Here is a 20,981-nt window from a genome sequence, read left to right on the forward strand (position 1 = left end):
GGCATACATACATGAATGTAAACTTGCCGATAATTCGTTATGCTGCATCTTGCCGACTTTAACCCGTCCATAAGAAAAGCCATTCGCCATGACTCACTCACGCCAGCGACGACATCATCATGCCCAAACGCACCAAGGCTGAAGCCGAAGCCACCCGAGAGGCCCTGCTCGACGCCGCCGAGGTCATCTTTCTCGAGCGCGGCGTTTCGAGAACCTCGCTCGAGCAGATCGCTCGCCAGGCGGGCATGACCCGCGGCGCCGTCTACTGGCATTTCAAGAACAAGTCCGACCTGTTCCACGCCATGCTGGATCGCGTCAAGATGCCGCTTCGCCAGTTACTGGATGATGTCGAGGACCCCGAACGTCCGCGCGCACCGCTGGAGAGTCTACGGTTGGCCGCCCTGCACGCCTTGGAGAGACTGCAGGGTCCTCGGTCCCGGCGAGTGCACACGATCCTGTTTCACTGCTGCGAGGCATCCAGCGACGTCAACATTCTCGAGCTGCATCAACGGCTCGCCGACGACTGCCACGAGACCATGCTGGAACGCTTCGAGGAGGCAAATCGCACCGGCACGATGATAGCGAGCATCGAACCCGAAATCGCCTGCCGCATGCTGATGTCGATGTTCGGCGGCCTGATGCACGACTGGCTGCGCGATCCGACACGCTACGATATTGGCGATATCGGCCCACGTATGATCGACACCTTCTTCGAGCGCATCTCGCCATGCGCGACCCATTGCCCCTCGTCGCCCCAGTCTTCTTCCTGAACTCCGGCCCGCACGGGCGGACAGCGCCATCGATCAGTCCGTCCGGCGGCGGAAACAAGACTTTCGTCGCAAAGACACCACCGTTGTGACCCTCGACACTGGGTGGTCTTTGTGCCGGAGGATTTCGATCATGTCCTATCCAGACTGGCTAGTCGTCGAGGACGACCGCTTTTCCTCACTGGTCTTGCCCAATGGCCAGCTCGAGCGACTCTGGCAAGCCGGCCGCTGGTGCGAGGGGCCAGCCTACTTCGCCGCCGGGCGCTATCTGCTCTGGTCGGACATTCCCAACGACCGTATTCTGCGCTACGACGAAAACGACGGGCACGTCTCCGTCTTTCGCCAACCCGCTGCCTTCAGCAACGGCCAGACGCTGGACCGTGACGGCCGCCTCATCACCTGCGAGCACGGCAGCCGCAGCGTCACTCGCACCGAGCACAACGGGCGTATCGCGACCTTGGCGGATGCCTTCGAAGGCCGCCGGCTCAACTCGCCCAACGATGTCGTGGTCAAGTCCGATGGCTCGATCTGGTTCACCGATCCCAGCTAGGGCATCGACAGCGATTACGAAGGTGGCAAACGACGCTCCGAGCTCGATTGCCACGTCTACTGCCTTACCCCCGGCGGCGAACTGCGTCGCGTGGCCGATGATTTCGAGAAACCCAACGGCCTTGCCTTCTCCCCCGACGAAACCTGGCTCTACGTATCAGATACCGGCGCGACGCATCGCGCCGACGGGCCCCGGCATATCCGGAGATTCCGCGTCGAGCAGGACCATCGCCTGCAGGGCGGCGAGGTGTTTGCCGTGTCGGACTGCGGGCTCTTCGACGGTTTCCGCCTGGATATCGCCGGCAACCTGTGGACCAGCGCCGGCGACGGTGTTCACTGCTACGCCCCGGATGGCACTCGCCTCGGTCGCATCCTGATCCCGGAGACCGTGGCCAACGTCTGCTTCGGCGGCATCAGCCGCAATCGACTCTACGTCTGCGCCACCACGTCGCTCTACGCACTGCCCCTCAATACCCGAGGGCATCACGTCATCGGCGAGGCCGTCGCCCCTGCCGATATTCGCGCTCCGGCACGCGCCTGACCGGAGAGCTCCGTCAGCCGGCCAGAATGCGATCGGCCGCCCTCGCCACGCCATGGCGATAGGTGCCACCGAACAGGTAGAGATGGTTGAGCAGCGGGTAGAGCTGGAACAGCGCTTCCCGCCGCTCCCAGTCCGCGGGTCGGTCGCCGTCCCAGTAGGCTTCGAAGAAGGCGTCGCCAGGCCCGCCGAAGAGCGTCAGCATGGCCACGTCCACGTCGGGATAGTGCCGGTAGACGGCGGGATCGATGATTGCCGGCCCCTGCGGCGTGAACAGCACGTTGCCGGACCACAGGTCACCGTGCACCAGCGACGACGGTGCCTGTTCGAGCCAGCGCTCCAGCGAGTCGGCGGCCCGCTCGACACGCCCGGCGAGCGCGGCATCCAGCACGTCCCGCTCGTGACAGCCTCTCATTAATGGCAGCAGACGACGGTCGCGCTGAAAGGCACGTCCGTCGGCCAGCGGGGCGTTGGGCTGCGGGGTCAAGCCACAGGCGTTGTCCCGCGACCAGCCATGTCCGGCATCAGCGTCGCGGGAATCCCGGTGCAATTGGCGCAAGCCTTCACCCAGCGCCGCGCCGTCCCGCTTCCCCGTGCTTTCCAGAGCCTGCATGATCAGCAGGTCGCCGTCTTCGGCCAGCACTTCCGGCACGATGAGCTTACGACAGACGGCACCCAACGCTCGCAGGCCGTCGGCCTCGCCGGCGACACGCTCAGGCGTATCGCGCTTGACGATAAAGGGCGTCGCGCCGTCGACCCGCCACAGCCCCGCCCCACTGTCGCCACCGGAGAGTGGTGTGATCGCGGCGCCATCAACGGGCATTTCCAGGGCCGCCAGCCGCTGTCTCAGCACCCGTGTCATCACGTACCTCCTCGTTCACGTCGTCGCTATCATTGGCAGCAGCGGCCTCCTCGCGTGCGCTCTCCTTGCTGCCACGGCCCCGGTTGAGCTCCTGCTGGAACAAGGACCTCAGCTCCGCCATCGCCGCCTTTTCGGTCGCCATCAACCGTTCCGTGTCGTTGCGGTGGGCATAGGTATCCTTGAGCAACTGGTTGTCGAAGTCGCGGAAAGTTCGTACCGCATTGATGGCGTTCGAACTGGGATAGCCAAGCCCCTTGAGCACTTCGACGCTCATTTCCATGCTCGAGGCGAACGTTTCCCGCACCACGCCGTCGACACCGATCTCCATCAGTTGCCAGGCGTGGTGGCGGTTGCGGGCGCGGGCATAGACGGAAAGCTCCGGGAAATGGGTCTTGGCCAGGCGGGCAATGGTCAGCGCGGCGCTCTCGCTATCGACCGCGATCACCAGGAGCCGGGCCTTGTCGATACCCGCGGCACGCAGCAGGTCGAGACGCGTGGCGTCGGCGTAGAAGATGCGGGAGCCGAAGCGGCGAATGAATTCGACCTGGGTGATGTTGGGGTCCAGTGCGGTGAAGTTGATGCCCTGCATTTTCAGCATGCGCCCCACCATCTGCCCGAATCGCCCGAGACCGGCAATGATCACCGGCGGCGTGTCATCGCCAAAGTCGGTGTCGTAAGGGCGACTCTCCTTGAGTCGGTTGCCAAGCTTCTCGCCCAACTGGTAGAGAAACGGCGTCGCGGCCATGCTGAGGGTCACCGCGGCGATGCAGAGGCTAGCGATGCGCTGATCGATGACACCGGCAGCCACGGCCGCGGTCAGCAGCACGAAGTCGAACTCTCCGCCTTGGGCGATGATCGTCGCCAGCCTGGGAATTTCCGTGCGCGGCAGCCGGGTCACCCAGCCGATGATCGCCAGCACCACGGTCTTGGCCACGGTCATGGCCACGGCGAGCCCCATGACCAGCCAGAGATTGCCCAACACCAGCGAGAGATCGACCGACATCCCGACGGCGATGAAGAAAAGCCCCAGCAGCAACCCCTTGAATGGCTCGATGTTGGCCTCGAGCTCATGCCGGTATGGGGTATCGGCCAACATGACACCGCCCAGAAAGGCGCCCAGCGCCATCGACAAGCCCGCCCACTGCATGACCAGGGCCATCGCCAGCACCAGGAACAATGCGGCGGCGGTAAAGATCTCATGCACGTCGCTTCGCGCAATCAACGCCAGCACGCGGGGGAAGACCAGGCGGCCGAAAACGATGGCGGCAATCACCACACCGATGCTGCGCGCAATGACCCAGCCATCGTCCGGTGCCGCATCCGCACGTCCGGCCAGGAACGGCAGCAGCGCCAGCAGGGGTATCACTGCCAGATCCTGGAACAGCAGCATGGCGAAGGCGCTCTGGCCATGTGGCGTGGCCAGTTGCCGGCGCTCATTGAGTACCTGCAGCGCGAAGGCGGTCGACGATAGCGCCAGCGTCAAGCCGAGGAAGATGGCGATACTCGGCGGTAGATCGAGCAGCAGCCCGATCGGCATCAGCAGGGCTGCGCAGCCGGCCATCTGCAACGATCCCAATCCCAGCAGCCGCTTGCGCATCGACCACAACCGCTTGGGTTCCAGCTCCAGACCGATGATGAACAGCAACATCACCACGCCGAACTCGGAGAAATGCAGCACGGACTCAGGCTCGGATACGAACCCGGTCACCGACGGGCCGGTCAGCAGGCCGATGCAGAGATAGCCCAGAATCGACCCCAGTCCCAGGCGCTGAAACAGGGGTACCGCGATGATGGCCGCCCCGAGCAGAACGGCCGCCTCATTGAGAAAGTCCATCTACTTTCTATACCTCGTCGCGGCAGAGTGCCGCCCAAGTGGGTCCAAGTGCAGAGTATCACCAACCGGGGATGCGACCGGGCACCGCCATCACCAAGCTATGACGGCGGGTCCTTGAACGGCAGGCGTAGCCGACACTGCTCGAGATAGGCGTGGACGTAGGCCCGCTCCTCGCGACAGAACTCGGCGACCGCCTCGCGAAACCCCTCATGTTCGAGATAGTGAAGCGATCGGCTGATGACCGGTGCGAACCCTCGGGTCAGCTTGTGTTCCCCCTGGGTCCCCGGATCGAACCTTGCCAGGCCGCGCTCGAGGCAGTGCTCTATTCCCTGGTAGTAGCACGTCTCGAAATGCAGAAAGTCAGCCTCGACCTCACTGCCCCAGTATCGGCCATAGAGGGCGTCGCCCCCCTGGAGGCAGAGCGCGGCGGCCACCGCCCGGCCCGCCAGACTGGCACGCACCAGCATCAGGCAGTCAGGCATGCCGTCGCGCAGCCGGGTGAAGAATTCGAGCGACAGATAGGGTCGCTGCCCTCGTTCGAGGTAGGTCATGCAGTAGCAGCGATAGAACTGCGCCAGCACCTGGTCATCGATCCGGTCTCCTGTCAGGCGCTCGAACACGAATCCCTGATCGGACAGCTTGCGCCGCTCTCGACGTATCTCCTTGCGCTTGCGCGAACTCATGCGCGCCAGGAAGCCGTCGAAGTCGCCGAAGCCGTCGTCCTGCCAGGCGAACTGCACCGCCTGGCGTTCCAGCAGTGGCGCGCCGATCGCGGCCTGCCAGTCGTCAACCTCGTCGCTATCGGCAAACAGCAAGTGCCAGCTCTGCAGACCGGTGTCGCGAATCAGCGGCGCCAGTGCGGCGATGACGGCACGCCGGTCGACATCCTCGACCACCGCCAGTCGCGGCCCGATCGCAGGCGTGAACGGAATCGCCGACAGCGACTTGGGGTAGTAATCGCCGCCCGCGCGCTCCCAGGCATCCGCCCAGGACCAGTCGAACACGTACTCTCCCCGCGAGTGATACTTGGCGTAGCGCGGCAGCGCCCCCACCGCTCGCTCGCCCTCGAAAACCATCAGATGGTCCGGTTCCCAACCGGTCTCGGTGTGGGCGCATCCGCAAGCTTCCAGCGCGGCCAGAAACTCGTAGCGAAGAAACGGATAGCGGGCACCGACCACGGCATTCCAGCGCGACGCACTGACGGCAGCCAGGCTGCCGATATTCTCGACCCGCAATGCCATTCCCTTCCTCCCATCGTTCATTCAACTCCCGTCGCCCGCTGCTCATGTTGAAAACTTCGAGAGCCGCGGACAAGCGTGCGATACTCTACCGACAGTTCCAGCTCGCGAGATGTACAGCACGATGACACCCGCCGCCTCCCCTCCCGGCCAGCCGACACCGCCACCAGGCCCCACCAATACCATGGCACTGGCGGCGTTCGCGTTGAGCGTGCTGGGCACCTTCGTCCCCCCTGCAGCGCTGGGCGGCGTCGTGTGCGGCCATCTCGCTCGACGCCAGATTCGCCAACAGCAGGAATCCGGCGATAGCTGGGCCCTGGCCGGTTTGATACTAGGCTATTTGTTGATCCTGTTGTCGCTGGCGGGACTTTTGCTGTTTGGCGGCTTCATCGTGACAATGTTCGGTGTCATGGCTTTCCTGTAGCCGATTTCATTGAAGAAACGCTCGCCGGCAAACAACGACCGCGGGTTCTGCCTACGCTGATGACGAGTTCCCATGCTGACTTCGCTTCTCGACAACGACTTCTACAAGATCACGATGCAGAATGCCGTGATCAAGCGCTTCCCCTACGCCCAGGCCCGCTACGCCTTCATCAATCGTGGCGAGCATGAGTTTCCGGACGGGTTTGGCGACGCGCTACGACGCGAGGTGGATGCGATGGCCAACCTGGTCCTGAGCGACGCCGAAAAGCGCTATCTCGAAGCCACCTGCCCCTATCTCGATCCGACTTACCTCGACTTTCTGGCAGGCTTTCGCTACGACCCGGCGGAAGTGACCATCCGCCAGCAGGGTGCCGACCTCTCGGTGACGATCGAGGGGCTGTGGTATCGCACCATTCTGTGGGAAGTCCCGCTGATGGCGCTGATCAGCGAACTCTGGTACCGCTTGCGCGATGTCGAGCGGGATGCCGACGAGACGGTGGAGGCTCGCACCCGGGCCAAGATAGAGCAGTACCAGAAGCTGGGGCTGAAAATCGCCGAATTCGGTACCCGGCGACGTTTTTCATTCGATGTGCACGACCGAGTGGTCGGCGCGCTGCGCCACCACGGCGGGGAGGCGTTCAGTGGCAGCAGCAATGTGCTGCTGGCGATGCGCCATGGCGTCAAGCCCATCGGCACCCATGCGCATGAGTGGTTCATGTTCCACGGCGCCCGGTTCGGCTTCAAGATGGCCAACAGCCTCGCCCTGGAGCACTGGGTCGATGTCTACCGTGGCGATCTAGGCATCGCTCTGACCGACACGTTTACCAGCCCGGCCTTTTTCGAGAGCTTCGACAAGAAGTTCGCCAAACTCTTCGACGGCGTCAGGCACGATAGCGCCGACCCGATCGATTTCGCGGCCTCGACCATCGCCCACTACGAAAAGCTGGGCATCGATCCACGCAGCAAGACGATCATCTTCTCCGACGCCCTGACGCCGGAGAAGGTCGAGCGGATCCAGGCCTTCTGCCAGGACCGTATCGGCATGGCGTTCGGCATCGGCACCAATTTCACCAACGATGTCGGCGTCGAACCCATGAACATGGTCGTCAAGATGGTCGAGGCACGACCGGAAGGCCAGCACTGGCTGCCCGTGATCAAACTATCCGACGTCCCCGACAAGCATACTGGCGATCCCGAGATGATCGCGTTGGCCAAGCGCGTTCTGGCGCTCAGCCGGCCAAGCTGAGCCGGGCCGGGCCGGGCCGGGCCGGAAGCCAGAATCAGGCCACCGCGTCGCTCATGGACAAGGTCTGCCTCCCTGGCTTTTGACCGTTCTTCCGGCTTCGGACCGGTGGCTCGAGGCTAGGGACGCAGCCCGATCACTGGTTCAATGCCTCGTCCAGCGTCAGCAGCGCAGCCTGCCAGGAGGCGGCATCGGCCGCCGCGTTGTAACCCAGCGGCAGGTCGTACTCCTTCGCCAGCGCGTCGGCATCCGGATTGGTGAACGCATGCTTGGCGCCGGGGTACTGGACCACGCGAACGTCGGCCCCATCCTTCTTCAGCGCGTCAGCCATGCTGTCGAGCGCTTCCGGGTCCACCAGCGGGTCGTCCTGACCGTTGTAGATGCGCACCAACCCGTCGAACGGTTGCGGATTGGTGACGACCTGTGTGGGACTGCCGTGAAAGCTGATCGCCGCGTCCAGCGGCATGCCGGCCAACGCCATGTTCATCACGACACCGCCACCGAAGCAGTAGCCAATCGCAGCCATGCGATTCTCTCGCACCGCCGGGTGCTGACGCAGCGCCGACATGGCCGCTTCCAGACGCGCCCTGGCGGAGGGCCAGTCCTGCATCACCTGACTGGAGAATGCCTTGGCATCCTTGGGATGCTGGGCCACCTTGCCGTCGCCGTACATGTCGACAGCCAGCGCCACGAACCCGAGCGCCGCCAGTTGGTCGGCCTTGTGCTTGATGTAGTCGTTCAGCCCCCACCACTCATGGACCAGCAGGACACCGGGGCGAGGCTCATCGTCGCTGGCGTTGTAGGCGAGATAGCCTTGGTACGTCTGCCCGCCCGTGGTGTACTCGAAGGTCTCTCCCTGAACATGGGGGCCTTCGACCTCATCGGCCCAGGCCGACACGCACATCAGGCTGAGCAGCGAGGCCAGCAGTAGTCGTCCCATCCTCTCTCTCCTTCTATGACTGGCTTGACGCCTGGCGCGGCCGGCTCCTTTCATGGCGCCTGCTGGACGCGATCCCGGCCACGCCGCTTGGCATCGCGCATGCCCGCTTCGGCACGCACCAACATGGTTTCCGCGGACTCGCCATCGCGTCGCTCGGCGACACCAAGACTAACCGAGAACGACAGCCAATGGCCATGGAACTCCACCCGGGTCGAGGCGAAACGGCCACGCAACCTCTCCGCGATGGTGGCCGTCTCCTGCAGGGACTTACCACTCATCAACAGTGCGAAGGTATCCTCTCCGAGCCGGCCGAAACTGAATCGTTCTCTCAACATCGCCCGACACATCTCGCCGATGCAACTGAGGACGAGATCCCCACCCTCTCTACCCCACGCCTGATTGATATCCTCGAAGCGATCGACATCGAACACGATCAGCGTGAATCGGGCTCCGACCTCCCCGTTGGAGAGCGCGTGTCGCAACAGCCCCATGAACGGCTCCCGATTGAGCGCCGAGGTGAGCTCGTCGGTCGCGGTATAGGCATCCCACTGCAACGACTGCTGCCGTCGCTGGGTAATATTCCTGGCAACGGCGATCCAACCCGGCATGGCAGAGGGCTCGGATGTCGGCGTCAGCGGCAGTGGGTAAGGCGAAAAGTGAATCTCGAACCAGCGGTAGTCACCATCCCTGTGCCTTAACCGCAACTCCACGAGTGAAGAGCTCGCGCTGGCGGCCATCTCTACCAGCAAGCGGCGTATTCGGGAGCCATCCTCGGGCGCCATCAACGCGAATAACGACGATGAGAGCAACGACTCGCTGGCCACGCCAAGCGCTCCTTGGGTATCACCAGCGGCATAGTGGCAATCGAGATCCTCGTCGAGCGCCATGAACACGTCACCGCAGTGGTCGAGGAGAGACGGCAGCGATGGGCCATCGTTCTCGGCCACGGCCACGACTCGTGGCTGCAACAGGCCAACCAGTGTAACGGCCGCGCCACTCGCGTCACGCTGGATGTTGACGCTGTCGTCGATCGTGCAGCGGGAGCCATCCGGCCGATCGATGACGTAGGAAAGCCGGATGGCAGGGCTTCCCTGGGTCAGGGCCTGCTGAAGCTGCTCCAGCACCACCAATCGCTCGGGCTCCGGAATTTGCGCCAGCCACAGCTCCGGCCGGGAACGATGGTCTTCCACCGGCCGATGACTCAAGGTAGCGATGGAGTCACCGACAAAGCGTAGCTCACCCAACCACCACGCCGAGTCGGTGACATAGACCGTACCTGGCAGCATCTGTAGCCAATTCTGCGTTTCCGCGCCCGGACTTCCGTCGTCATGCACGAAGGCATCCACTGGATCCATGCACTCCGGCCTCATTGAGCCGCAGAGACGTTTCCGTGCGGCTGGGTGGTATACGGGATGGCGCTAGCGGGAACCAACGCGACGCCGGGGAGAAGCGTGAGAGTCGAACGTGGAACTCTCCTCGGATCTGCGCTTCCCGTCATCACGGGTATCAGCCTCGGGCTTGCTCGACCAACCCGATTGGCGACGCTGGCAGGCACTGGCGAGCTGGCTCAGCTCATCGCGGGTCAATTCGAAACGGTGTATTCCTGACTGCTCCTGCCAGATCACGAAAATCACCGGCACGGGGCGCGACTGGTCGACGCCAACGATTCGTCCGCGGCGCGGCTCCCCGGGCTCTTGTATCGTTTCGCCAATCAGGCGATGTGCGTTGATGATGGTGTCCTGCATGACGCCGCCAACCTCGGTGCTTGGTGAAAGATGGACATCTTCAGACTTACACTAGAAGCGAAGGGCGGGTAAGTCCAAGACCATCAACATGATGCGTAGCATACAGCCTTCTATCGACGCTGGATCGAACGACTTGAGTACGAAATAGGTAGCACTTCATCCATAAGCGACCGGCCGAGCCCGCCGATGCCGAGAGATATACCATACCCAAAAGACGAGGGGCGGCAGAAAATCTGCCGCCCCTCGTCGTCATCGTGGGCAGGACCGGTCTACCAAGGCCCTGGAACTATATGGGCTCGATCGCTCGGGAACCCGGTCGCCCCGCTACCACCCGGCGCATGCCTCAGCTTGCCGCCTGCATCGCCAGCGCCGTGTCCAGCATGCGGTTGGAGAAACCCCACTCGTTGTCATACCAGGCCATGACCTTGACCAGACGGCCATTCACGCGGGTGTGATTGGCATCGAAGGTGGACGAGTTGGGGTCGTGGTTGAAATCGATCGAGACCAGCGGCTGCGAGTTGACTGCCAGTACCGGCGAGCTGGCTGCCGCCTTGGTGACGATCTCGTTGATCTCTTCCTTGGTGGTATCACGCCCGGCGGTGAAAGTCAGGTCGACCAGCGACACATTGATCACCGGCACGCGCACCGCGAGACCGTCGAGCTTGCCGTTCAATTCCGGCAGGACCAGCCCGACGGCAGCCGCCGCCCCGGTCTTGGTCGGGATCATCGACTGCGTGGCGCTGCGGGCGCGGTACGGATCCTTGTGATAGACGTCGGAAAGATTCTGGTCGTTGGTATAGGCGTGGACCGTGGTCATCAGACCATTCTCGATCCCGACGGTGTCCTGCAGCGCCTGCGCCACCGGTGCCAGGCAATTGGTGGTGCACGAGGCGTTGGAGACCACCCGATGCTCGGCCTTCAGCGTTCCCTCGTTGACGCCGAACACGATCGTCGCATCGGCATCACCGCTGGGAGCGGAGATCAGCACCCGCCCCGCGCCCGCCTCGATGTGCTTGGCGGCGGCGTCGCGGCCGGTGAACAGCCCGGTGCACTCCATCACCAGATCGACATTCAGCGACTTCCACGGCAGCTGGGCCGGATCGCGCTCGGAGAGGATACGAATGCTATCCCCGTCTACGCTGAGGGTATCGCTGTCGTGGGAGACGTCGAACCCGAAGCGGCCGTGGACGCTGTCATGGCGCAGCAGATGGGCGTTGAGCGCCGGATCGCCGAGATCGTTGATGGCGACGACTTCGATCCGGTCCCGATAACCGTTCTCGTACATGGCTCGGAGTACGTTACGGCCAATGCGGCCGAATCCGTTGATGGCGACACGCAATGTCATGATGCTCTCCTCTTGATGGCGTGACTGGAACGCTGAAGCTGGCGTAATCGAAACGTTGAGTCGACCGGGTGACGCACCTGCGCTCTACCCGGCGCGGCAGCAGATCGAACGAAAGGATTAGATCGCCGCGCAGTTGTGAATAGCCTAGTACGTAGTCTAGAACATCGTCGCATGAAAAAATATTACCCCAAAAGGCTAATACCAAAGACGCATTCACGAACATACGGGGTATTTTTTGGTAAGTTTACCAAATAAACCTGACAGCTCGATGAGGCACCCCATGACGCTCGACCCTACCCTGGACCGTGTAACGAGGCGCATCGAAGAGCGCTCTGCCGACCGCCGCCGTCTCTATGAAGAGCGGATGCAGCAGCAGCACCGCCGTGGCGTCCATCGCGCGGAGCTCTCCTGCGGCAACCTGGCTCACGGCTTCGCCGCCTGCAACGCTGGCGACAAGAACAGCCTGAAGCTGATGAACAGCGCCAATATCGGCATCGTCTCTTCCTACAACGACATGCTGTCCGCTCACCAGCCGCTCGAGCACTTTCCCGAACTGATCAAGGAGGCCGCTCGCGGCATGGGCAGTACGGCGCAGTTCGCCGGCGGCGTGCCAGCCATGTGCGACGGCGTCACCCAGGGTCAACCCGGCATGGAGCTATCGCTGTTCTCCCGCGATGTGATCGCCATGTCGACGGCGGTGGCGATGTCGCACAACATGTTCGATGGCGCACTCTATCTCGGTGTATGTGACAAGATCGTGCCGGGACTCTTCATTGGTGCCGCGCGCTTTGGCCATCTGCCCGCGGTGTTCGTGCCGGCCGGCCCGATGCCGAGCGGGCTGCCCAATGCCGAGAAGTCGCGAATCCGCCAGCTCTACGCCGAGGGCAAGGTGGGCCGCGACGCGCTGCTGGAGGCGGAGTCCGACTCCTACCATAGCGCTGGCACCTGCACCTTCTATGGTACCGCCAACTCCAACCAGCTCATGCTCGAGATGATGGGGTTGCACATGCCGGGCACCTCGTTCGTCAACCCCGGTACACCGCTGCGCGACGCCATCACCCGTTTCAGCACCGAGCAGGTGATCCGCAATAGTGACCAGGGCGGCGATTACCACCCGTTCTACAAACAGATCGACGCCCACGCCATCGTCAACGCCATGGTCGGACTTCTCACCTCGGGTGGATCGACCAACCATACCCTGCACCTGGTGGCGATGGCCGCCTCCGTGGGCCTGACCATCACCTGGGACGATTTTGCCGAGCTATCGACGGTCGTACCCGGGCTGACCCGGATCTACCCCAACGGTCAGGCCGACGTGAACCACTTCCACGCCGCTGGCGGCGTCAGCTTTCTGGTAAGACAACTGCTCTCGGCGGGCCTGATGCATGCCGACGTGCGCACCGCCTTCGGCACCGACATGACCGCCTACACCCAGGAGCCATTCCTGGAGGGGGATCGGCTGGTCTGGCGCGAAGGCACACAGCAGAGTCTCGATGAAGAGGTGCTGCGGCCGATAACCCGCCCATTCTCGGCCACCGGCGGGCTAGCCGTGCTCGACGGCAATCTGGGACGTGGCGTGATCAAGGTTTCCGCGGTCAAGCCCGAGTTTCGCCGGGTCGAGGCGCCGGCGCGTATCTTCGACGACCAGATTCAGGTCAAGGCGGCGTTCGAGAGCGGCGAGCTGGATCGCGATGTCATCGTCGTGGTGCGCTTTCAGGGTCCCCGCGCCAACGGCATGCCGGAGCTGCATCAGTTGACCCCTTTCCTGGGCGTGCTTCAGGATCGCGGGCACAAGGTCGCGCTGGTCACCGATGGGCGAATGTCAGGTGCCTCTGGTAAGGTACCCGCCGCGATCCACATCACCCCGGAGGCGGTCGACGCCGGGCCCATCGCCTATCTGCGCGACGGCGACCGGGTGCTGCTCGACCCCGACAATGGCGTGCTGGAGGCGCGGGTCGACGCCGCAACCTGGGCGCAACGCGAACCGGCGTCCTGCGACCTGGACCACTATCATCAGGGAATGGGCCGCGAACTGTTCGCCGGTTTCCGCCAGTTGGTCGGCGGTGCCGAGGAAGGCGCGGCAACCTTTGGCGGCTTCGACGCCGCCGACTTGCCCGGAGGGCACACATGACGACACCCGCCCTGATCGGCGACATTGGCGGAACCAACGCGCGCTTTGCGCTGGTCATGCCCGGCAGCGTCGAGCTTCAATCGATCGAGACGCTGCCCTGCGCACGCTACGCCGGACTGGTCGAAGCCATCCGGGCCTATCTCGAGCAGGTCGGTGCCGAAGCGCCCCGCGAGGCGTGCCTGGCCTTCGCCTGCCCGGTCCACGAGGACTGGGTCAAGATGACCAACAACGACTGGGCCTTCTCCAAGAAGGCGGTCGCTCACGAACTGGGGTTGTCGAACTTCAAGGTCATCAACGACTTCACCGCCCAGGCGCTGGGCATCCCCCATATCGACACCAAGGATCTGGTCAAGATCGGTGACGGCGAGGCCGAGGTCCGCCGCCCCCGCCTTATCATCGGCCCCGGAACCGGACTCGGCGTGGCCGGACTGATCCCCAGCCAGCGCCACTGGATCCCGCTCACCACGGAGGGCGGTCACGCCACCTTCGCCCCCACCGATCAGCGCGAGCGGCAGTTGCTCGACTACTTTCGCGCCCGCTACGGACGCGTCTCGATCGAACGCCTGCTTTGCGGCCAGGGCCTGCTCGATCTCTATCTCGCCCACGCCGCCCTGCTCAATGTCACCGCCAGCTACAACACCCCGGCGGAAGTGACCGGTGCAGCACGGGCCGGCGATCGCGTCGCCCGCGAGGCGCTGCTGCGCTTCATCAAGATACTCGGCTCCTGCGCTGGAGATGCCGCCCTCACCCTCGGTGCATTGGGCGGTGTTTATCTCTGCGGCGGCATCACGCCGCGCCTCGTCGAATGGCTGCCGCGCAGCGACTTCCGCCGCGCCTTTGCCGACAAGGGCCGCCTGAGCGCCTACAATGCCGGCATTCCCACTTGGGTAGTGACCGCGCCCTGGACCGGGCTGCTGGGGGCGGCGGAAGCCCTGCACAACGAGGAGGTGACATGATTCCCGATACGCTGCGGCAATTGGTCGACGCGACCGACGGCCAGCGGGAAGCCGAGTGGCAAGGCCGGCGCCTGTTGCTGATCAATGCCGCCTGGGGCGAACTGGCGATCTCGCTGCAGGGCGCCCAGGTGCTCCACTTTCTACCTTTCGGCCCCGAAGCCGCAGGCGCCCCACCGGCACCCGGCACGGAGGATGGCTGGCTGTGGGTCACGCCGACGCCGCAACCAATGCCCGGCGCCATCCGCGGCGGGATTCCGCTGTGCTGGCCGTGGTTCGCCGACGAGTCGCCCGATGGCAAGGGGCCCATGCATGGCCCTGCCCGCACGGCGGCGTGGCGGGTCGATGCCGTCGACGACAGCGTCTCCGGTAGCGGCGTCGAGATCCATCTCTCCCCCGAGGAGCGACTGCACGACCAGCTCGTTCCCAGTGCCGTGGTGCATGCCAACGACCAGCGCCTGAGCGTCGAGCTGATGACGCGCCACACCGGCACCACCCCGGTCAAGCTGACGGGCGCGCTGCATACGTACTTCGCCGTCGCCGACACCCACCGGTGCCGTGTCGAAGGACTGGCCGGCGCACGCTATCTGGACAAGCTCGAACACTTCGCCGAGCACCACCAGCAGGGCGAACTCGGTATTCGCGGTTCGCTCGACCGCATCTATCAATCGAACCGTCCGGTGATCCTCGATGACGGGCAGCGCCGGCTCGCGATCACCAAGCAGGGCAGCGATTCCACCGTGGTCTGGCATCCCGGCGACGACCTCCCCGGCGACACCCCGGCCGCCGCCGGAATGCATTTTCTGTGCGTCGAGGCCGCCTGCACGCGGGTCGACCCGGTCTGGCTGGTACCGGACGGTCAGCATCTGCTCTCCACCACGATCGCGCGGGAGGCGACATCGACGTGAGTGACGATCTGGTTTTCGACTCGCCCTTCATCCTGGGCATGATGCGCCTCCACGAACGGCCCGAGTTCGACGACGTCGACAAGTTCGCGGATTGGCTGGAAGCCCGGGTGGATCAGGGTCTGCACTGGTTCGATCACGCCGACAGCTACGGCAACCACCTGGGCGAGCAGCGCTTCGGCGAGGCACTGTCCCGTCGACCGTCGCTCAAGTCGAGGGTCCGGGTGGTGACCAAGGGCAATATCATCCTGCCGCATCGCGACACCTCGCCGTTCGGGGTCAAGCATTACGATACCTCCGAACGCCATCTCACCCAGGTCATCGATGGCTCACTCTCGCGCCTCGGTGTCGACCGGCTCGATCACTTCCTGCTCCACCGCCCGGACCCATTGATGGATACCGAAGCGACGGCCCGAGCCCTGGACGACGCCATCGCCGCCGGCAAGGTCGGTGCCGTGGGAGTCTCCAACTTCCTCCCGGAGCAGTGGCGTCGCCTGCAGGCCGCCATGCACAATCGGCTCGGCGTCCACCAGCTCGAGCTCTCGCTGGCGCATCCGGATGCCCTGTTCGACGGCTTCTACGACGCCATTCTGGCCGACGGCCTGGCGCCCATGGCCTGGTCTCCGCTGGGCGGCGGATCGGTCTTCGAGGACGTTCTCGGTACCGCGCTCTCGCGCCTCGCGGAGCAGCTCAACTCGACCACGGCGGGACTGGCGCTCGCCTGGCTGAGGCGGCTACCCGGCAAACCGGTGCCGGTGACCGGAACGTTGAATGAAAGGCGTATCGACAATTTGCTGCTGAGCGGTAATCTCGAACTCGATCGCCCAACGTGGTTCGCGCTGCTCGAGGAAGCACGCAGTCACCGAGTGCCGTGATGACGTTCGATGTGTGCAATGCCCGCATCCCAGATTCCCGTTAGACAAGAGAGTCGGTAACCCATGACCCCCATCATCGCGTTCGGCGAAGCCCTCGTCGACATGTTGTCCAGCCGTCTGGGCGACGACAGCGGTCCCGAGACCTTCACGCCCTATGCCGGCGGTGCGCCAGCCAATGCCGCCGTGGCCTGCGCCCGCCAGGGCATTCCCAGCCTCTTCCTGGGCATGATCGGTGACGACCGTTTCGGCGACTTCCTGGTCGACGAACTGACCCGCTACGGGGTCGACACCCAGCACGTGGTGCGAACCCGCGAAGCCCGCACTGCCCTGGCATTCGTCTCCCGCGATGGCCAGGGAGAGCGCCGGTTCGATTTCTATCGCCCTCCCGCCGCTGACCTGCTCTATCGCCGGGAACACCTGCCGCCCGGCATTTTCACCGAACCGGCCCTGGTCCACCTGTGCAGCAACAGCCTGACCGATGCCGCCATCGCCCGCACCACCCTCGACCTCGCCAGCATCGCCCGCCGCGGCGGCTGCCTGATCAGCGTCGATGTCAATCTGCGCGCGATGTTGTGGCCCCAGGGCAATGTCGATATCGCGCTGGTCGAACAGTTGCTCGAACGGGCCCATCTCATCAAGCTCTCCACCGAAGAACTGGATGCGCTTCGCGGTGATCGCAGTGCCGAGGAGTGGATCAGCGCCAGGCTGGCCAAGGGTGCCCGACTGATCGTGATCACCGACGGCCCGGGGCCAGTGACCGCCCATCTGGCGGACCGTCAGCTTCAATCGGTGCCTCCCAGCGTCCAGGCGGTCGACACCACCGCCGCTGGCGACGCCTTCATCGGTGGCCTGCTGGCGTCCCTGTCCCGAGCCGAGGTGGCCTGCGAGACCCTGGGCGACTGGCTGGCCGACGACACCAAGCTGAACGACGCCCTGGCCTTCGCCTGCCGCTGCGGCGCCTTCGCGGCGACGCGACCCGGCGCATTCGTCTCGCTGCCGGGCACCTCAGACCTCCACGATCTCCCGAGCTGAATCCTCCATCAGGGCGTGAAAAGCGCTCGCGGTCGAGGAAAGCTGCTGGTCGGCGCGCTTCACGACGCCGACCGGCCGCTCGATCGCCGGCTCGGAAAGCGCCAGACAGCGCACGCCAAGCGCCTCCATCTGGGCGCGGCACAGGGCCGGCACCGCGCTCACGCCCAAGCCCTTGCCGACCAGTTGGCCGACCGTGGCCAATTGATGGCTCTCCAACTCCACCGGTAGCGTCATGCCGTGCCGCGACAGCTGCTGCTCCAGCATCACCCGCACCTGAGATGGCCGCTGCAGGGTGATGAACGGGTATGCCAGCAGCGCCGACCAGGTCGTCGACGCCCGCGCGGCGAGCGGCGATGTCGGCGGCACCGCCGCCACGAAGCGATCGTGATGGAGCGGAGTGAATGAAAGTGCCGGCTGGCGCGGCGGCTCGAAGGCGATCCCGAACTCCACGCGCTGGGCCAGCACCATCTCCACCACCTGCTCATTGATCACATCGTGGATGGTGACGCTGATGCGCGGGTAGCGCTGGCGAAAGTCTGCGATCAATGGCGGCAGGCAGTTCGAGGCAAAGGATGGCATGGCGGCAATCGCCAGATGCCCCTGCTGCAGATGAAAACGCCGCCTCATGGCATCCTCGGCATCATCCCACTCGGCCAGCAGCCGACGCGCCAACGGCAGCAGCGCCTCGCCTTCGGGGGTGAGTCGCACCTGGCGAGTGGTGCGCGAGAACAGCGCCCCGCCGAGCTGCGACTCCAGCGACTTCACCGCCAGACTCAGCGCCGACTGGGTCACGTGCAGCCGCTCGCAGGCCTGCGCGAAACTCAGTGTCTGCGCCACGGCAAGGAAGGCGCGGAGTTGCTTGATGGTCATCAAAACGCCTCATTGATGAGAAAAACTCGACAATTATCGGCGAAAATAAATTTAATAACAGCGCGGCGAGCGGTCATAGTCTACTCAGGACACAACAACCGAGGCTCGCCATGACCCAGCATGCCAGTACCCAGACGCGCCCCGCCGGGACGCGCGACGGAAAATGCTACGAGAGCGCCCAGGCCGCCCTCGATGACCTGATCGAGGATGGTATGACCCTGGCCGTCGGCGGCTTCGGCCTGTGCGGCATCCCCGAATCGCTGATCGCGGCCCTGCGCGACACCGGCAAGAAGAACCTGACGGTGGCCAGCAACAATGCCGGCGTCGACGGCTTCGGCCTCGGGTTGCTGCTCGAGTCGCGCCAGATCCGCAAGATGCTCTCCTCCTACGTGGGCGAAAACAAGGAGTTCGAGCGCCAATACCTCTCCGGCGAACTCGAGCTGGAGTTCTGCCCCCAGGGCACCCTGGCCGAGCGACTGCGCGCAGGTGGCGCCGGCATCGCGGCCTTCTTCACCAAGACCGGCTACGGCACCAAGATCGCCGAAGGCAAGGAAGTGCGCGAGTTCGACGGCGAGCATTACGTCATGGAGCGCGGCCTGCCGGTCGACGTAGCGCTGGTCAAGGCCCAGGTCGCCGACAAGGCTGGCAACCTGCGCTTCAACAAGACCGCGCGCAACTTCAATCCGCTGGCCGCCATGGCCGGCAGGATCTGTGTGGCCGAGGTGGAGGAGATCGTCGAGACCGGCGCCATCGACCCTGACGACATCCACCTGCCGGGCATCTTCGTGCACCGCATCGTGCATAACCCGACACCGGAAAAACGCATCGAGAAACGCACGCTCAGGGAGGGAAACTGAGATGCCCTGGAACAAGGAACAGATGGCGCAACGCGCCGCCGGCGAGCTTCGGGACGGCTTCTACGTCAACCTGGGCATCGGCCAGCCGACACTGGTGGCGAACTACATACCCGACGGCATGGAAGTCTGGCTGCAGTCAGAGAACGGTCTGCTCGGCATCGGCCCTTTCCCTACCGAGGAAACCCTCGACCCCGACCTGATCAACGCCGGCAAGCAGACGGTCACCGCCCTGCCCGGCTCGAGCTACTTCGACAACGCCGAGTCGTTCGCGATGATCCGCGGTGGCAAGATCAATCTGGCGATCCTGGGCGCCATGCAGGTCTCCGAGCAGGGAGACCTCGCCAACTGGATGATCCCCGGCAAGATGGTCAAGGGCATGGGTGGCGCCATGGACCTGGTCGCCGGCGTGCAGCGCGTGGTGGTATTGATGAGCCATACCGCCAAGGGCGAGCACAAGATCCTGGAAGCATGCAATCTGCCACTGACCGGAGTCGGGGTGGTAGATCGCATCATCACCGATCTCGGCGTGATGGACATCACCGACAAGGGGCTGGCACTGGTCGAGCTGGCGCCCGATGTCACGATCGAGGAGATTCGCGACGCCACCGGCTGCGAGCTGATCGATCAGCGGGAGGCCTCCCATGGCTGATGTCAACGCGACCACCCTGCGCGACGTGGTCATCGTCGCGGCCACGCGCACGCCGATCGGCACCTTCCAGGGGGGGCTTGCCAGCGTTCCCGCGGTGACCCTGGGCGCGACTGCCATCCGTCGCGTCCTCGAGGGCATCGACCCCGCCGGCGTCGATGAAGTGATCATGGGCCATGTGCTGCGCGCGGGCCTTGGCCAGAACACCGCGCGCCAGGCTTCCATCGAAGCCGGCTTGCCGGACAACGTGCCAGCGATGACGGTCGACAAGGTCTGCGGCTCAGGCCTCAAGGCCGTGCATCTGGCCGTCCAGGCGATCCGCTGCGGCGATGCCGAAACCATCGTGGCTGGCGGCATGGAGAGCATGAGCCTGGCGCCCTACGTGTTGCCCAAGGCGCGTACCGGACTGCGCATGGGCCACGCCGAGCTTCTCGACAGCATGATTCATGACGGCCTGTGGGACGCCTTCAACGACTACCACATGGGCATCACCGCAGAGAACGTGGCCGAGCAGTGGGATATCTCCCGCCACGATCAGGACGCCTACGCCGCGGAATCCCAGCGGCGTGCCTCGGCGGCGCGGGAATCCGGCCGCTTCGATGCCGAGATCACCCCGGTCAGCGTGCCTCAGCGACGCGGCGATCCCATCGTGATCGAACGTGACGAGCAGCCGCGCGACGGTGTCACCGTCGAGTCGCTGGGCAAGCTCAAGCCGGCCTTCTCCAAGAGCGGCAGCGTTACCGCCGGCAATGCGTCGTCGCTCAACGATGGCGCCGCTGCCCTGCTGATCATGAGTGCAGACCGTGCCGCCAAGCTTGGGCTTCCGGTCCTTGCCACCATCCGCGCCTACGCCAACGCCGCCGTCGACCCGGCGACCATGGGTATCGGCCCGGTCCCGGCGACTCGACGCTGCCTGCGGCGAGCCGGCTGGACGATCGACGATCTGGACCTGATCGAGGCCAATGAGGCATTCGCCGCTCAGACGCTGGCCGTGGCCAAGGATCTGGGGTGGAGCCAGGACAAGGTCAACGTCAATGGTGGCGCCATCGCGCTGGGCCATCCTATTGGCGCTTCCGGCGCTCGAATTCTGGTGACGCTACTGCACGAAATGCAACGTCGCGATGCCAAGCGCGGCTTGGCGACGCTCTGCATTGGCGGTGGCCAGGGGGTGGCCACCGCCATCGAACGGAACTGAACGCCCATTCGACGCGCGGCCGGGTGCCCATGG

At 64.5% G+C, this 20,981-nt stretch carries 18 protein-coding genes and 1 pseudogene; 12 read left to right on the plus strand and 7 right to left on the minus strand.

The window, feature by feature from the left end:
* Window positions 1-119 precede the first annotated feature (119 nt).
* Window positions 120-770, plus strand: a complete 651-nt coding sequence (locus tag DOM54_RS08370) for a TetR family transcriptional regulator (RefSeq protein WP_110715909.1) — start codon at window positions 120-122, stop codon at window positions 768-770.
* Between the two features lie 130 nt (window positions 771-900).
* Window positions 901-1,857, plus strand: a pseudogene (locus DOM54_RS20405) (SMP-30/gluconolactonase/LRE family protein).
* A 13-nt stretch (window positions 1,858-1,870) separates the two neighbouring features.
* On the opposite strand, the gene DOM54_RS08380 reads toward DOM54_RS20405, so the two are convergent.
* From DOM54_RS08380 to DOM54_RS08390, 3 genes are all read right to left on the minus strand, one after another.
* Complete coding sequence (locus DOM54_RS08380) at window positions 1,871-2,716, minus strand: fructosamine kinase family protein (RefSeq protein ID WP_110715910.1); 846 nt, start codon at window positions 2,714-2,716, stop codon at window positions 1,871-1,873.
* On the minus strand, window positions 2,667-4,550 hold the full coding sequence (locus DOM54_RS08385; protein ID WP_110715911.1) for a monovalent cation:proton antiporter-2 (CPA2) family protein: 1,884 nt from the start codon (window positions 4,548-4,550) through the stop codon (window positions 2,667-2,669). Before DOM54_RS08385 ends, DOM54_RS08380 begins: the two co-directional genes overlap by 50 nt.
* A 98-nt stretch (window positions 4,551-4,648) precedes the next feature.
* Entirely contained in the window at window positions 4,649-5,812 is a 1,164-nt protein-coding gene (locus tag DOM54_RS08390) for a GNAT family N-acetyltransferase (RefSeq protein ID WP_240613823.1), read from the minus strand.
* A 100-nt stretch (window positions 5,813-5,912) separates the two neighbouring features.
* Between DOM54_RS08390 and DOM54_RS08395 the strand changes: the two genes are divergently transcribed.
* Both DOM54_RS08395 and pncB read left to right on the plus strand, forming a co-directional pair.
* The gene (locus tag DOM54_RS08395; RefSeq protein WP_240613824.1) at window positions 5,913-6,212 is read left to right on the plus strand and encodes a DUF4190 domain-containing protein; all 300 of its coding nucleotides are present in this window, start codon (window positions 5,913-5,915) and stop codon (window positions 6,210-6,212) included.
* Between the two features lie 72 nt (window positions 6,213-6,284).
* The gene (gene pncB, locus DOM54_RS08400; protein ID WP_110715914.1) at window positions 6,285-7,457 is read left to right on the plus strand and encodes a nicotinate phosphoribosyltransferase; all 1,173 of its coding nucleotides are present in this window, start codon (window positions 6,285-6,287) and stop codon (window positions 7,455-7,457) included.
* A 133-nt stretch (window positions 7,458-7,590) separates the two neighbouring features.
* Here the strand turns inward: pncB and DOM54_RS08405 are convergent, their stop codons facing one another.
* From DOM54_RS08405 to gap, 3 genes are all read right to left on the minus strand, one after another.
* Window positions 7,591-8,394, minus strand: a complete 804-nt coding sequence (locus DOM54_RS08405; protein ID WP_110715915.1) for a dienelactone hydrolase family protein — start codon at window positions 8,392-8,394, stop codon at window positions 7,591-7,593.
* A gap of 50 nt (window positions 8,395-8,444) precedes the next feature.
* Window positions 8,445-9,749 (minus strand): sensor domain-containing diguanylate cyclase, encoded by a 1,305-nt coding sequence (locus DOM54_RS08410; protein WP_162619800.1) that lies wholly within the window; start codon window positions 9,747-9,749, stop codon window positions 8,445-8,447.
* 733 nt (window positions 9,750-10,482) lie between these two features.
* Window positions 10,483-11,484 carry a type I glyceraldehyde-3-phosphate dehydrogenase gene (gene gap / locus DOM54_RS08420; protein ID WP_110715918.1) on the minus strand — a complete coding sequence of 334 codons (1,002 nt, stop codon included), beginning with the start codon at window positions 11,482-11,484 and terminating at the stop codon, window positions 10,483-10,485.
* Window positions 11,485-11,764: 280 nt separating this feature from the next.
* Here gap and edd point away from each other — a divergent pair, with 280 nt between their 5' ends.
* The 5 genes from edd (at window position 11,765) to DOM54_RS08445 (ending at window position 17,380) form a co-directional block, all read left to right on the plus strand.
* Window positions 11,765-13,615 (plus strand): phosphogluconate dehydratase, encoded by a 1,851-nt coding sequence (edd, locus tag DOM54_RS08425; protein WP_110715919.1) that lies wholly within the window; start codon window positions 11,765-11,767, stop codon window positions 13,613-13,615.
* Window positions 13,612-14,571, plus strand: coding sequence for a glucokinase (glk, locus tag DOM54_RS08430; RefSeq protein WP_110715920.1), 960 nt, complete (start codon window positions 13,612-13,614; stop codon window positions 14,569-14,571). Before edd ends, glk begins: the two co-directional genes overlap by 4 nt.
* Window positions 14,568-15,476: a D-hexose-6-phosphate mutarotase gene (locus DOM54_RS08435; protein ID WP_110715921.1), complete on the plus strand. Its 909-nt coding sequence runs from the start codon at window positions 14,568-14,570 to the stop codon at window positions 15,474-15,476. Before glk ends, DOM54_RS08435 begins: the two co-directional genes overlap by 4 nt.
* Window positions 15,473-16,348 carry an aldo/keto reductase gene (locus tag DOM54_RS08440; RefSeq protein WP_240613825.1) on the plus strand — a complete coding sequence of 292 codons (876 nt, stop codon included), beginning with the start codon at window positions 15,473-15,475 and terminating at the stop codon, window positions 16,346-16,348. Before DOM54_RS08435 ends, DOM54_RS08440 begins: the two co-directional genes overlap by 4 nt.
* Before the next feature lie 63 nt (window positions 16,349-16,411).
* On the plus strand, window positions 16,412-17,380 hold the full coding sequence (locus DOM54_RS08445) for a carbohydrate kinase family protein (protein ID WP_110715922.1): 969 nt from the start codon (window positions 16,412-16,414) through the stop codon (window positions 17,378-17,380).
* Here DOM54_RS08445 and DOM54_RS08450 read toward each other — a convergent pair.
* The gene (locus DOM54_RS08450) at window positions 17,354-18,250 is read right to left on the minus strand and encodes a LysR family transcriptional regulator (RefSeq protein WP_110715923.1); all 897 of its coding nucleotides are present in this window, start codon (window positions 18,248-18,250) and stop codon (window positions 17,354-17,356) included. The two genes, DOM54_RS08445 and DOM54_RS08450, sit on opposite strands and share 27 nt — an antisense overlap.
* A 110-nt stretch (window positions 18,251-18,360) precedes the next feature.
* On the opposite strand from DOM54_RS08450, the gene DOM54_RS08455 reads away from it, so the two are divergent.
* The 3 genes from DOM54_RS08455 to DOM54_RS08465 are packed head-to-tail and all read left to right on the plus strand — an operon-like array spanning window position 18,361 to window position 20,948.
* Window positions 18,361-19,107 carry a CoA transferase subunit A gene (locus tag DOM54_RS08455; RefSeq protein ID WP_110715924.1) on the plus strand — a complete coding sequence of 249 codons (747 nt, stop codon included), beginning with the start codon at window positions 18,361-18,363 and terminating at the stop codon, window positions 19,105-19,107.
* Between the two features lies 1 nt (window position 19,108).
* On the plus strand, window positions 19,109-19,756 hold the full coding sequence (locus DOM54_RS08460; RefSeq protein WP_110715925.1) for a CoA transferase subunit B: 648 nt from the start codon (window positions 19,109-19,111) through the stop codon (window positions 19,754-19,756).
* Between the two features lie 16 nt (window positions 19,757-19,772).
* Entirely contained in the window at window positions 19,773-20,948 is a 1,176-nt protein-coding gene (locus DOM54_RS08465) for an acetyl-CoA C-acetyltransferase (protein ID WP_110716078.1), read from the plus strand.
* The last annotated feature ends 33 nt before the right edge of the window (window positions 20,949-20,981 follow it).

The organism is Salinicola acroporae (genome assembly GCF_003206615.1).
Taxonomy (GTDB): domain Bacteria; phylum Pseudomonadota; class Gammaproteobacteria; order Pseudomonadales; family Halomonadaceae; genus Salinicola; species Salinicola acroporae.

Excerpts from the sequence above, each read along its gene's own strand:
- DOM54_RS08370 (WP_110715909.1), top strand. The coding sequence starts at position 120 with ATGCCCAAACGCACCAAGGCTGAAGCCGAAGCCACCCGAGAGGCCCTG.
- DOM54_RS08380 (WP_110715910.1), bottom strand. The coding sequence starts at position 2,716 with ATGACACGGGTGCTGAGACAGCGGCTGGCGGCCCTGGAAATGCCCGTT.
- DOM54_RS08385 (WP_110715911.1), bottom strand. The coding sequence starts at position 4,550 with ATGGACTTTCTCAATGAGGCGGCCGTTCTGCTCGGGGCGGCCATCATC.
- DOM54_RS08390 (WP_240613823.1), bottom strand. The coding sequence starts at position 5,812 with ATGAACGATGGGAGGAAGGGAATGGCATTGCGGGTCGAGAATATCGGC.
- DOM54_RS08395 (WP_240613824.1), top strand. The coding sequence starts at position 5,913 with ATGACACCCGCCGCCTCCCCTCCCGGCCAGCCGACACCGCCACCAGGC.
- pncB (WP_110715914.1), top strand. The coding sequence starts at position 6,285 with ATGCTGACTTCGCTTCTCGACAACGACTTCTACAAGATCACGATGCAG.
- DOM54_RS08405 (WP_110715915.1), bottom strand. The coding sequence starts at position 8,394 with ATGGGACGACTACTGCTGGCCTCGCTGCTCAGCCTGATGTGCGTGTCG.
- DOM54_RS08410 (WP_162619800.1), bottom strand. The coding sequence starts at position 9,749 with ATGGATCCAGTGGATGCCTTCGTGCATGACGACGGAAGTCCGGGCGCG.
- gap (WP_110715918.1), bottom strand. The coding sequence starts at position 11,484 with ATGACATTGCGTGTCGCCATCAACGGATTCGGCCGCATTGGCCGTAAC.
- edd (WP_110715919.1), top strand. The coding sequence starts at position 11,765 with ATGACGCTCGACCCTACCCTGGACCGTGTAACGAGGCGCATCGAAGAG.
- glk (WP_110715920.1), top strand. The coding sequence starts at position 13,612 with ATGACGACACCCGCCCTGATCGGCGACATTGGCGGAACCAACGCGCGC.
- DOM54_RS08435 (WP_110715921.1), top strand. The coding sequence starts at position 14,568 with ATGATTCCCGATACGCTGCGGCAATTGGTCGACGCGACCGACGGCCAG.
- DOM54_RS08445 (WP_110715922.1), top strand. The coding sequence starts at position 16,412 with ATGACCCCCATCATCGCGTTCGGCGAAGCCCTCGTCGACATGTTGTCC.
- DOM54_RS08450 (WP_110715923.1), bottom strand. The coding sequence starts at position 18,250 with ATGACCATCAAGCAACTCCGCGCCTTCCTTGCCGTGGCGCAGACACTG.
- DOM54_RS08455 (WP_110715924.1), top strand. The coding sequence starts at position 18,361 with ATGACCCAGCATGCCAGTACCCAGACGCGCCCCGCCGGGACGCGCGAC.
- DOM54_RS08460 (WP_110715925.1), top strand. The coding sequence starts at position 19,109 with ATGCCCTGGAACAAGGAACAGATGGCGCAACGCGCCGCCGGCGAGCTT.